This is a genomic window from Halohasta litchfieldiae (genome assembly GCF_002788215.1).
GTDB classification, from domain to species: domain Archaea; phylum Halobacteriota; class Halobacteria; order Halobacteriales; family Haloferacaceae; genus Halohasta; species Halohasta litchfieldiae.
In genome coordinates this window covers 1,136,019-1,148,173 of sequence record NZ_CP024845.1, presented here as the reverse complement: position 1 = coordinate 1,148,173, position 12,155 = coordinate 1,136,019, and the positions used below count along the sequence as shown (strand labels likewise).

General features: G+C 59.7%; 11 protein-coding genes. 4 read left to right on the top strand and 7 right to left on the bottom strand.

What is annotated here, in order from left to right; all coding sequences use genetic code 11:
• Positions 1–48: 48 nt before the first annotated feature.
• The 5 genes from HALTADL_RS05855 to HALTADL_RS05835 form a co-directional block, all read right to left on the bottom strand.
• Entirely contained in the window at positions 49–1,071 is a 1,023-nt protein-coding gene (locus tag HALTADL_RS05855) for a phosphate signaling complex PhoU family protein (RefSeq protein ID WP_089671153.1), read from the bottom strand.
• Between the two features lie 407 nt (positions 1,072–1,478).
• Complete coding sequence (pstB, locus tag HALTADL_RS05850) at positions 1,479–2,381, bottom strand: phosphate ABC transporter ATP-binding protein PstB (protein ID WP_089671297.1); 903 nt, start codon at positions 2,379–2,381, stop codon at positions 1,479–1,481.
• Positions 2,382–2,419: 38 nt separating this feature from the next.
• The gene (pstA, locus tag HALTADL_RS05845) at positions 2,420–4,054 is read right to left on the bottom strand and encodes a phosphate ABC transporter permease PstA (RefSeq protein ID WP_089671154.1); all 1,635 of its coding nucleotides are present in this window, start codon (positions 4,052–4,054) and stop codon (positions 2,420–2,422) included.
• 40 nt (positions 4,055–4,094) lie between these two features.
• Complete coding sequence (gene pstC, locus HALTADL_RS05840; protein WP_089671155.1) at positions 4,095–5,027, bottom strand: phosphate ABC transporter permease subunit PstC; 933 nt, start codon at positions 5,025–5,027, stop codon at positions 4,095–4,097.
• 119 nt (positions 5,028–5,146) lie between these two features.
• Positions 5,147–6,157: a PstS family phosphate ABC transporter substrate-binding protein gene (locus HALTADL_RS05835; protein ID WP_089671156.1), complete on the bottom strand. Its 1,011-nt coding sequence runs from the start codon at positions 6,155–6,157 to the stop codon at positions 5,147–5,149.
• A gap of 354 nt (positions 6,158–6,511) precedes the next feature.
• On the opposite strand from HALTADL_RS05835, the gene phoU reads away from it, so the two are divergent.
• Positions 6,512–7,180 carry a phosphate signaling complex protein PhoU gene (phoU, locus tag HALTADL_RS05830; protein WP_089671157.1) on the top strand — a complete coding sequence of 223 codons (669 nt, stop codon included), beginning with the start codon at positions 6,512–6,514 and terminating at the stop codon, positions 7,178–7,180.
• A 265-nt stretch (positions 7,181–7,445) separates the two neighbouring features.
• A complete protein-coding gene (locus tag HALTADL_RS05825; RefSeq protein WP_162551676.1) occupies positions 7,446–8,360 on the top strand; it encodes a sensor histidine kinase in 915 nt (304 codons plus the stop codon).
• Between the two features lie 49 nt (positions 8,361–8,409).
• On the opposite strand, the gene HALTADL_RS05820 is transcribed toward HALTADL_RS05825, so the two are convergent.
• Positions 8,410–8,832 carry a 2Fe-2S iron-sulfur cluster-binding protein gene (locus tag HALTADL_RS05820; protein WP_089671159.1) on the bottom strand — a complete coding sequence of 141 codons (423 nt, stop codon included), beginning with the start codon at positions 8,830–8,832 and terminating at the stop codon, positions 8,410–8,412.
• A gap of 146 nt (positions 8,833–8,978) precedes the next feature.
• On the opposite strand from HALTADL_RS05820, the gene HALTADL_RS05815 reads away from it, so the two are divergent.
• Positions 8,979–9,632 (top strand): DsbA family protein, encoded by a 654-nt coding sequence (locus HALTADL_RS05815; protein ID WP_089671160.1) that lies wholly within the window; start codon positions 8,979–8,981, stop codon positions 9,630–9,632.
• A 12-nt stretch (positions 9,633–9,644) separates the two neighbouring features.
• On the opposite strand, the gene HALTADL_RS05810 is transcribed toward HALTADL_RS05815, so the two are convergent.
• Positions 9,645–10,976 (bottom strand): twin-arginine translocation signal domain-containing protein, encoded by a 1,332-nt coding sequence (locus tag HALTADL_RS05810; RefSeq protein WP_089671161.1) that lies wholly within the window; start codon positions 10,974–10,976, stop codon positions 9,645–9,647.
• Positions 10,977–11,074: 98 nt separating this feature from the next.
• Here HALTADL_RS05810 and HALTADL_RS05805 point away from each other — a divergent pair, with 98 nt between their 5' ends.
• Positions 11,075–12,148, top strand: coding sequence for a DUF7350 domain-containing protein (locus HALTADL_RS05805; RefSeq protein WP_089671162.1), 1,074 nt, complete (start codon positions 11,075–11,077; stop codon positions 12,146–12,148).
• Positions 12,149–12,155 lie beyond the last annotated feature (7 nt).

Here is a 12,155-nt window from a genome sequence, read left to right as displayed (position 1 = left end):
TTGTGGTCGACCGGGGAGACGGAGTCTGGACGGTGACTAAACTGGATGTCACTCAGTGTGTGCCGACGATGAACCGGGGGTCGGGGCGGCCTTTTGGAGTGCGGTTTCGGCGATGTTGCCGCCGTAGTCGGCGCTTCGTGAGACCGAGTCGACGATGAGTCCGAGGTGTTGTGCGCGTGCGGGGTCGAGCTCTCTGAGTAGTTCGTCGATCCGGCGGGCGGTCGCGTCGACCTCCCGAACACGTTCTCTGACATCGTTGGCCAACTTGGTGGCCTCGTCGCTGTCGTCGGTGAACAGCGCATCCATCCCGCCGTCGATAACAGTGACGACCTCCTCGTGGAGATCGTCGAGGGCCTCGAGGACCTCTTCGGGAACTTCGCGCTCGATGTTGAGCGTGAGATGGGCGATCTTGGTCGCGTGGTCACCGATCCGTTCGAGCTGGCGAGCGCTCGAATGGTAGTCGAAACAGATCTCGCGTGGTAGACCGAGTTCCTCACTCGCCTTCGGGGTCCGGAGTGTTGCTCGGAAAATACGGGAGACGACCATCCAGAGTCGGTCGACGTCGTCGTCGCGCTGGATGATGTCTGCGGCGAGATCTCGGTCGAGATCCCGCAGCGCCAACAGCGCGTCTTCGAGCATCGACGAGGCAATGAGTCGCATGCGTGTGACCGCGTTGTGGATCGATAGCTCCGAGGAATCCAGCAGGTCTCGGATGACGATTTCGCCTTTAGTCTCCTCTAAGACTTCGAGACCGACGAGACTCTGTGTTGCCTCTCGGATCGTCCGCCGCTGGTCGTTGGTGATCCGGGCGCTTTCGAGGACGATCACGTCGAACCCGCTGACGTACATCGTCGTCACCGCTCGGATCAGCTCGGTCCCCTCCAAACCCGTGATATCCAATGTCCCCTCGGTCCGGTCGTCGTCGCCGGTTGGGGTCATGAACAACGAATCACCCTCGGGGTAGAACTCGACGGTGCTCCCCGCGCTCACCCCGTTGTCGTTGGCCCACGATTTGGGAATCGAGACGGTGTAGGTCGACCCACCTGTCACCTGAACTTTCCGTGTCTCCATACTATACTATCACGAGAGATACGTGATAAATGTACTCATATATGTAGTCACAGAGGTATCAACATAGTCTCGAATCACGCTGTACTGGGGTTCAAAAACCGTGTTTAGTACGTTTCTCTGTAATAGTTGGAATGTGATAAACCGTAACGTATGGTATACTATATAGATTTAATAGCGGTACGTTTCCGTATGTAGTAACCTGAATTAATCAGATATTTGCCAGTATTATTTTTATATGTTTTTGATCAAATGGGGACGATGAGTCGCAACTGGAGGAGTCTCGTAACGCGACGAACCTGACGCTGTTTTTCGATAGAACTCGCCGAGTCGACTCAATAGGTCTCGATCCGCGAACTGTTTGCCATCAAAAACGAGCCGCCGTAAAACCGCTAGCCGCCGTCGACCGATCAGCCGAACTTGCCGGTGATGTAGTCTTCGACGCGCTGGTGTTCGGGATTCTCGAAGATGTCTTCGGTATCGTCGTACTCGACGAGTTCGCCGCCGGTCAGAAAGACCGCCGTCTTGTCGGAGATGCGGGCGGCCTGCTGCATGTTGTGGGTAACGATGATGACCGTGTACTCCTCGGAGAGATCGGCGATCAGATCCTCGATCTTCGAGGTAGCGACCGGATCGAGCGCGCTTGCGGGCTCGTCCATTAGAATCACATCAGGATCGGGGGCGATGGCACGGGCGATACAGAGTCGCTGCTGTTGACCACCCGAAAGTTCGAGTCCCGACTCGTCGAGTCGACCGTCGACTTCTTCGAGCAGGGCGGCTCGTTCGAGCGCGCGGCGGACGGTTTCGTCGGTGACCTCCTCGTCTTGGACTTCGAGCCCGAAGGCGACGTTGTCGTAGATGCTTTTCGGGAAGGGATTGGGTTGTTGAAACACCATGCCGATCCGTCGGCGCAGCGCGACGGGATCGACGTCCTCGTCGTAGATGTTTTTCCCCTCAAAGCGCACCTCGCCGTCGACGTGTGCGATATCGATGAGGTCGTTCATCCGGTTGAGACAGCGGAGGAAGGTGGATTTGCCGCAGCCCGAGGGGCCGATGAGCGCGGTGACTTGGCGTTCGGGAATCTCCATCGAAACCGACTGCAGTGCCTGCTCGTCGCCGTAATACACGTCGAGATCGCGTGTTTCGATGGCCGTCTCGGCCGCCTGCGGCCGACCTTCGTCATCGTCCGAAACGGTGAACGACGACGACACGTCGACGAGTTTCTCCGAGTCGCTGTCGGTTTCTGTTGGATCGGCGGTCGATTCGGCGTCGTCGGCGGTCGAGACGCCGCCGTCGGTTTCGACCCGCCTCATGGTTCGATCTGTCGAGCTGTCTGTAGGGTTCATGGGTATCAGTTCTGTTGTGAGCGGTTTCGGAGCACGATTGCCGCGGCGTTCATCGTCAACAGCACGACCAGCAGCGTCACGACACCCGCCGCGAGCACGCCGTATCGGAACTCGGTCGTGATCTGTGTCGACCACGAGAAGATCTGTCGCGGCATCGCACCGGTACGACTCAAAAACGAGTCCGGCGAGACGCGAACGGTTGCCGCAACACCGATCATCAGCAGCGGTGCCGTCTCGCCGATTGCCCGGCCGAGCGCGAGGATCGTCCCGGTGAAGATCCCGGCGAGCGATTCGGGCAGGACGACGTTGCGGACGGTTTGCCACTTGGTTGCGCCCATCGCATAGGAGGCCTGCCGATGGGAGTCGGGAACCGCCCGAATCGCCTCTTGGGTCGAGATGATGATGATCGGGAGGATCAACAAGCCAACAGTGAAGCCGGCGACGACCGCCGTCCCGCGACCCATCCCGATGAGGTTGATGAAGATCGCCAGTCCGAGCACACCGTAGACGATAGACGGAACGCCAGCGAGATTGGCGATGTTGACCTGAATCAGCTCCATCACCGTTCCGAAGCGGCCCTGTGAGGTGGCGTACTCTTCGAGGTAGATCGCTGCGCCGATCCCGACCGGGAACGCCGACAGAACGATCACGATGAGGATGAGCACCGAGCCGACGAGCGTCGGATAGATCCCGGCATCAGTCGGCGTCGTGCTGTGGGGACTCGTGAGGAACTGCATATCGAGCCACGCGTTGGGCCCGGCAAAGCCGAGCAGTTGGGTGGCGGCCAGTCCGGCGGCGATGCCAGCGGCGACGACAACGGGGAACGCGAGCCCCGAGCGGCCCTTGTCGGTTCGGACGACGTGTTCGACGTAGACGACGAGTGCGCCGACGATTGGCGCGGCGAAAACGAACCAACTCGTCGGATGGATTCCGACCAGTGGACCGACGGCCAATCCGGCGAGTCCACCAACGGCAGTGATCCCAGCGGCGATAGCGCCGTCGCGGTCATCGTCCCGAACGTCTCGAATGCGCCACCCGACGACCGCCGCAACCGGCAGGACGAATCCGAGCAGCAACGAGAACAACGTGTTCGGCAAGACCGGCAGGAGATACAGGAGTTGACCAAGGCCGGGGACGACCGTCGGAATCCCGACGACCACAAGCAGTGGCACGAGCACGGTCACCACGAGTCGTTCGGTGACTGCGTCGTGTCGCACCCGCGAGTGACCAACAACGATGCCACCCGCAACGACGATAGAGACGACCAAGACGAACCATTCGCGTGGCGTAACGATGTGGCGGAACAGCAGCCAGAGACCGCCGGAGGCAAGCGCCACGAGCACGGGCAATCCGAGGGCCGTGTAGGCGACTTGACCGGCCGACCGGTCGCGGCGGTAGTAGTAGCCCGCGAGCAGGGCAATGGGAACGACGACGGTGAGTCCCATCGTTGCGAGCCAGCCCGGATCGGCCGACAACGGCCTGAACGCGTCGTTTGCGACGTACAGCAGGAAGACGAGCATCAGCGCCAGCGTGAGCACGGTCGCACCGAGACAGGTCCACTTGAAGACGCGCCCACGGAGTCGACCGACCTTCTCCGCGGAGCCGAACCACGTCTCGGAGGTCGGTGTTTCGCTGGCCATTAGACGGTCACCTCGGAGGGGTTGGGGACGTGTCGGTCGGTCATTGGTACACCTCACGGTATCGTGCGGCGATTCGGTTGCTTGCGAGATTCATCAGGAACGTAATAGCGAACAGCGAGAGGCCGATGGCGAACATGCTGTAGTACTCCGGTGAGCCACCGGTGGCGTCACTCGTGACGGCGTTGACCATCGCGGCAGTCATTGTCCGGCCCGACCCGGCCAAACTGCCGAACGGATCGAGCGGATCGAACAGATTCGTCTGGAGGCCGCCGGCCATGACGACGATCATCGTCTCGCCGATGGCCCGCGAAAGGGCGAGAATATACGACGAGAAAACCCCCGAGACTGCGGCCGGAATGACGATTCGCGTCGACACTTCGTACTTGGTTGCGCCGAGTCCATAGCCTGCTTGTCGGAGCGAATCGGGGACGGCGCTCATCGCGTCTTCGGAGAGCGACGAGACCATCGGCACGATGAGGATCCCGACCATGATCGACGCACTGAGGAGATTAAAACTTCCCAACGGGAGGCCGATGCTTCGAAGCCACGGCGTCAGATAGACCAATGCGAGATAGCCGTAGACGACTGTCGGGATGCCCGCGAGGATTTCGAGGGCAGGTTTGATCACCGACCGCATTTTCGGACTCGCGTACTCCGAGAGGTAGACGGCCGCCGCCGTGCCGATTGGAATCGCAACCAGCGCGGAGACGACGGTGACGATCAGCGTCGAACTCACGAGCGGCCAGACGCCGTAAAATCCGTTTCTCGGTTCCCATTCGAGTTCGGTCAGAAAGCCGATGATCGACGTTTCTTCGAACCCGAAGAACGTGACTGTGTCGTAGACAAGCGTAAACAGAATGCTTGCGGTCACGAATATGGTCAGTGCTGCACAGGAAAACAACAACACACCGACCAGCTTTTCTTTGACGTCGCGGTCGGTCGCCCCGCGCGTCAACGCTGACTCGCCATTCATAAGTGACTCATAGATATTGTGTGGTAGTCTTAATTCATTCGTGATGCGATAGCGACGGCGGCGCAAGCGGACGTGTTGTTGAACTCACGCGTGTTGCCGAAGTTCGGGTGTTGTCGACCTCAGGCGTACTCTTCGAGCGTCGACAGGTTCTCGTCGACTTGCTCTTGATTGGAGGGGACGTAGCCGATGTCGTCGGCGATGAACTCCGCACTGGAGTTTTCGAGATAGTACTCCGTGTACGCGTAGACCTGATCTTTTTCGCTGAGCGAGTCGGCGCTGGCGTAGATATACAGCGGCCGGGCCATCGGGTAGTCGCCAGACTGTGCAGCCTCCAAGCTCGGGGCCGCTGGCTCGTTGTCCGCGGTTTCAGCGATACTGAGCGCTTTGAGCATATCCTGATTCTCCTGGTAGTAGGCGTAGCCGAAGTAGCCAATCGCGTACTCGTTGTTCGAGATGCCCTGAATAATCGTGTTGTCGTCCTCGGTCGGCTCGTAGTCGCTGCGGTGGTTGCCGGCCTCGCCGACGACGTTCTCGGTGAACCAGTCGAACGTTCCGGAGGTGTCGTCGGGGCCGAACAGTTCGAACTCCTCGTCGGGCCATTCGGGGTTGACGTCGGCCCACGTCTGGGCGGGGTCGTCGCCGTTCCAGATCTGGGCCAGCTCGTCGAAGGTCATGCTGTCGACCCAGTCGTTTTCGGGGCTGACCGCCATCGTCAGGGCGTCGCCGGCGATCTGGAATTCGACGGCCTCGACGTCGTTTTCATCACAGCTTTGGATTTCGGCGTCCTTGATCGGGCGGGAGGCACCGTTGATGTCCGAGGAGCCGGGACAGAAGTTATTGGCGAAGCCGCCACCGCTGCCGGTCGAGTCAGTGATCACATTGACATTGTCGTTTTCGTCCATGAACCGCTCGGCCATCTCGTCGGAGACCGGAAACACCGTACTCGACCCGGTAACGATGACCTCTCCCGAGGGGCCGTCGCCACTGTCGCCGTCGCCGCCACCGAGACCACCATCGCCGGAGGTGCTGGTACAGCCTGCGATGCCAACGGCACCGACAGAGCTAGCGCCGACGAGGAATTTACGTCGTGATACCGAGCCGGGAGAACGGGTGTGGTCATTACCTGCCATCACCAGTACGTTTGGATACGGTGTAAAAATACGATGCTATGAGTAGTATATATCCTCACAACATCAATATAGTACTATATAGATTTGCCTCTGGATGCGGTGTCACCCGAACCTACTGTCGGCTCGGTACCTCTCAATACCACACTTAGCAGCTCATTTAAGAGGTCTCGTGGTAGCGATAGTCGACGCGCAGCGACACCGCTCACTCGACCGACTGTCGGGGATCGCCCTCGTCACCCGCTATGGAGGCCATATATGGCAACGCAACAGTCCAACTCACTCAGCACAACCGAGGAATCGAGCAGTACCCCTGACTGCCTCGTGGAGTCCATCACGGGCCAGTTCAGCTAAGCAATGTCACGGACCGACTACCACGACCAGCTTTCGTGGCTCACAACCGAGGTCGTCCTGTTGGCCGAGTTGGTCGTCGACCGTTACGATGACGCTCTCAGGGCCGCCGCCACCGGCGACCGTCGACTCGCCGAGCAGGTGGTCGACGGCGACAGTGAGATCAACGAGCGCTATCTCGAACTCGAAGCCGCCTGTATCGACCTCATTGCGCTCGAACAGCCGGTCGCGGGCGATCTCCGACGCATCACGGCCTCGTTTAAAATCATCACCGACCTCGAACGCATCGCGGATCTCGCGACGAACCTCGCCGAACACACCCGCGCCGGACGCGAGGGAATTCATCCCGCCGTCGACATCGCGTCCCTCGGCGGCGACGCCCGCGAGATGGTCGAGGATGCGATTGCCGCCTACGAGTCGACCGATTCCGACGCCTGTCGGGCGGTTGCCGCACGGGACGACGACCTCGATGCGGCCTGTGACCGAACCACCCAGCGGATTATCCGGTCACTGTTGGCTGATGATGCCGAGGCTGGCGACCGGGAGTCGACGCGCACCGCGGCCTCGCATGGCCTCCTGACGGTGCGGGATATCGAACGCGTCGGCGACCACGCGGTCAACATCGCCGCCCGGACCGTATATATGGTCGACGGCGACGATCAACTGCTTTACTGAAAACTGTATTACCAATGAAGAAGTTGGGCTCCGAGTAGAGACTGTTCAAAATATATAAATTATATTATAAATTAACCAGTACAATTTTTAATATAGAATATAATAATCCGATATGAATTGGAAGCGTATTTTTGCGGCATCAATAATTAGTATAACTGGAATTGGTTTGATATATATTGTCGTTCAGTATTTTGCCGGCAGTACAACTAGTTTCCCTGGAATTATCATTGCCGGTGCAATACTCGTACTTGGTGGTGCGTTCGGTGTGGGTGGACTGGTACTGTATCGCAGTACTGTTGATTCGGATCATCTCCTTCGTGTCGCAGGGTGGAATACACTCGGAGTCGTCGTTACAACTGCCGTCTTGGGGTTAGTGATCACGTTCCAGATCGCAGCAGGCGGACAGGTACGTTTCCCGCTGCTCTCCGGGGGGATCATCGTCGGTGTGAGCGCATTTGCACACGTGCTGATTGGGTTTCATGACGTGCGTCGGATTCGTGCTCGCACCGTTGCGAAGCAACGCCAGAAAGCGTCGGTTGTAAACCGATTCGTGCGTCACAATCTCCGACATTCAGCACAGATGTTACTCGGCTACGGAGAGCAGTTGCGGAGCGATGCTGAGATCACAGCGTCGGACAGAACGGATCTCGGTCAGAAGGTGGCCGATATCGGTTCGGACCTCTCTGATACACAGACGAAAATCAAGGTTATCGATGAGTTGGTCGACCAAGACGCAGAGACGTACCCGATTGACCTCGTCTCGGTGTTCGACAGTACGCGTGGCGAGTGGGAAGAGTCGTATCCGGATATGAGTTTGACGCTGGATATCTCGGCTGAGCTCTCGGTTCTCGCGGGCGATTATATCGAAGAAGCGATCTCGGAGTTAGTCGAAAACGCGTGCGAATACGGGGGCGATCCACCGGAGATCACTGTTCGAGGCTCACGAGCAAACGGGATGGTACGAATTGAGATCTGCGATAATGGAGACGGGTTTCCAGAGGACGAACAGCTGCTTATCAACAACGATCAAGACGAGACGAAACTACAGCACAGCAGCGGTCTCGGACTCTGGCTCTCGAAGTGGCTCATTGAGTACTACGATGGACAACTCTCCGTTGAAACGCAGTCTGACGGTGGAGGCGGTAAGGCGACGATACTACTCCCCCAATCAACGAACTAACAGCAGTACGTCTTCACCGGCACGCCGCATCCTTCGAAATCGTCGACGGTCAGTCGACGGTCGCTTCGCTGGCCTCCGAGTCGAACTCTGCGGAGTCGGTCTCTGCGGGGTCGGTCTCTGCGGAGTCGACCTCGTCGACCGGCGGCAGTGGTCCCTTGGCGATCTTCGTGCCCCAGTTGCCGGGATACTTTTCGACGCGGACATCGCCTATAACCTTCGTCTGGCAGGATAGCCGGAGGTCGTAGTTCGGATGATGCGGTGGGACAAGCAGTCGACCCTTCTCACGGAGTCCCACGTCGCTGACCTCGCCGTCGACCGCAACTGCACAGGTGCCACAGGAGGCAAACCCCCTGCAGTTGAACGTCTTCGTTTTTCCGTTGTGTGGCGTCAGCCCGGCATCCTGTAACACATCGCGGAGCGTCTCGCCTTCGTTGCACTCGATTTCCCGGCCACGAAACGTGACTGTCGGCATACCATGGTATATGCAGACACGAAACATAGTACTACCGCCGGACAGTAGCGGGCCGACGGCCGTCTGGTCGACGCTGTCCCCGGTTTGAGTCGGTCTCACGGGCCCAATGACAGTGGGCATATATATTCGGCCACCTAGGAACGAGTATGGATCAAACTCGGCGTGGGTATCTCGCGGCGACGGGCGCAGTTGCGGTTGGAACAGTCGGCCTTTCGGGCTGTCTCGGTGGCGGCAACTCGGCGGCTGACACCTCTCACAGCTGTGAGCTGACCGACCGCGAGCCGGTCGACGAGTTACCACAGCCGACTCTCGGAGGCGACGACGCGGCGATTACCGTCGAACTGTTTGAGGACTTTGCCTGCCCGCATTGTGCAACCTTCGTATTGAATGATCTCGATCGACTCGAATCGGAGTATGCGGGTGACGACGTGCAGTTCGAACGCTATGATTTTCTCGTTGTCAACAGCGAGTGGAACGAACCGGTCGCAAACGCCGCCCGGAGTATCCAAGCTGAGTACGATGACGAGACCTTTTTTGAGTTCGCCACGGCGGCCTACGAAAATCAAGAGGACTACTCATGGCAACGGATCGGCGACCTCGCCGAGCAGGTCGGTGCTGACCCGTGTCGGGTGTTGAGCGACGCCAGTAACGGAACGTATCAACAGGTCATCGAAGCCAACGGCAATCGAGCCCAAGAGCTGGGTATCGGTGGGACACCCGGTGCTCGGGTCGACGGCACGGTCCTCGACAGTGTTGCAAGCTACGACGCCATCAGTAGCGCTATCGAGAACGCACTGTAGAACGACAGGCCGCTACTGCTCGGCTGGGGCATCGCCGGTCGACGTCGGAAACGCCCGGAGTGACCGCGGCGGCACGAGAAAGTTGCCCCTGTTTTGAACGAACACGTAGCGAAAGATTCCGTTTTTCACCCGCGGCTTGATCGCCGGATTCTCCGCGACGATATCCGTGCCGTTCATCGCCTCTTGGACCGCGTTGAACTCACTGATCCCCTGCTGGAGCGATGGGAACTGAAGACTCGCAGTGTCGTCGTCAGTCGACTCAACGTGTCGACGCAAGGTTCGGACGTTGCCCTCGGCGTCCCGATTTGCTCTAGCAGCCTTCTCGGCGTGACCAACCACGCCAAACTCTTCGGCTGTCTCGGTGATTCGCTCGTAGATCTCGTCGGTGATCCCGCTGTGATCGCCGAGGTTCTCGCCGACACCTTCGACCGCGCCGGACTCGGCGTGACGCGGGCTAAACAGTTTGCTCACCATGTCATCGTGGCTGTTTTCGCCGTACCATTTGTCGAGTTCTTGGCGAAGCCGGGCGACGTGTTTGGTCGTGCTACCGGCAAACGGTCCCGTCGAAATCGTGACGTACTCCTCGGTGGCCTGATTCCCGGCGAAGGCGGCCTTGAATCCCATAAAAAGCGGCGACTCCTCGGGAACCGGCCCGTTGTCGGGAATCCCAGCGACGCCATCCTGATTGGCTGCCGGGAGTCCCGGCCCAATAAACCCGGTTCGGCGGTCGTCGACCGTGAACACGTCACTCAGTCGACCCGCTACGTCGACGCCATTCAGCGTGTCGGGAGCGTCGTCACCAGTTGCGAACAGTGTCTCCTCGATAGCTAGCAGCGCGTCGCTTCGGTCCGAGGCGAGATGCAGCAGGGCGTCCTGCTCGTCGAGCGTGGGCGTGTCGACCGGGGTGAGTCGCTCGGGTGACGGGAGGTCGACCGAGTCGGGCAGTGGCTCCTCAAAGCGGTCGAAGTAGGCCGGCGAGTACGAAAGGTCGAAGACGACGCCCCGGTTGCTCCATTCGTAGGCACGCTCGATGGTCCGGAGGGCTGTCTCCAACTGTTCGCGGTCGGTGGCTGTCGGCACTCCCTCGCTGCCTGCCTCGCCGTCGTAGTTCAGGTATACAAAGAGGTGGTGTTCGGGGAGGACGACGTTGCCGTGGTCGTCGCGTTCGAGGCTGTCGTTCCAGGCGAACTGCCGGTCAGGAAACGAGGTTGGGTCGTCGGTACCCTGTGGAATCGGCTCCTCGCTGAACCGGTCGAGACAGGCCGACAGTGCGCTCGCTCCACCGACCGTGAGGGCCGCCTTCAGGAAGCGTCGACGCGAGGCGTTCGGTCCCGGGAGTTCCATAGGCGGGGTAGGGACGCCAGCCTCAAAACCCGTTCTGCTCAGTCCCACTCAGTGGGAGCGATCAGAATCTGTATGAAGCCGTGTAACCAAACGTCGATATGGACAGACGACAGTTTCTCGCAGCGACTGCGGCAGGGTTGACTACATCGGCCGCAGGCTGTGTCGACGCCTTCGAGTCCGCCGCCGACACGACCTACGGCCGGGAGCCAGCGCTGGTCGACCCCCGCCCCGAGGCCATCTACTGGCCAACTCACACCGAAGCGATGGAAATGGCCGGGATGGGAACGACCAGCGGTGGTCGACGCGTCCAACTGATGTACACCTTTCCGCACCGATTCTGGCGGGTGTTCCGCAGCGAGGACGGCGAGGGGTACGAGGCCCGCATCTTCGAGGTCGAGGCCGACGACGCGGTCCACCTGATGGCCGCGGTTCGGGACGCCGACAGTGGGGTTGTGCTCCCCGTTTCGAGCGTCAACATTGCCGTCACTGGCGGGAACAACGTGAACAACCGCGAAACCATCTATCCGATGCTCTCCCAGCGGATGGGGTTCCATTACGGCGATAACTACCATCTCGACGGCGACGGGAGCTACACCGCCGAGGTGACTGTCGGTGGTGTCACCGCAGATCGGTTCGGCTCCTTCGAGGGTCGACTCAGTGAGCCGGAAACGGTCGCAATCGACTTCGAGTACAGCGAGTCGGGCCGCAACGAACTCGACTTCCAGCAGTACGACGACCAAGCCGGCCAGGAGGGCGCTGTCGACCCGATGGAGATGGGTGGACTCTCGCTCGGGACAGTCCGAGAGTTAGGTGGCACATCGATGGGCGAGGCGCTCGCAGACGATATTCGCTACCGGGCGAGCCTGCTGGAGGCCGACCGGTTCGGTGAGTCGCCGTATCTCGCAGTGACCACCGCAACGCGCTACAACGAGTTTGTCGTTCCCGGGATGGGCCTCAGTGCGACTGTCGACGGCACCGACGGTGAGACCGTGCTTTCGGAGTCGCTCACACCGGCACTCGACCCTGAGATCGGCTTCCACTACGGTCTCAGCGCACCCGGTCTGACCGGTCAGGAAGCTCTCTCAGTCGAGGTAACAACGCCGACACAGGTCGCTCGCCACGAGGGTTATGAGACGGCCTTTTTCAGTACGCCGACCGTTGATCTCTCCTAACGTCTCA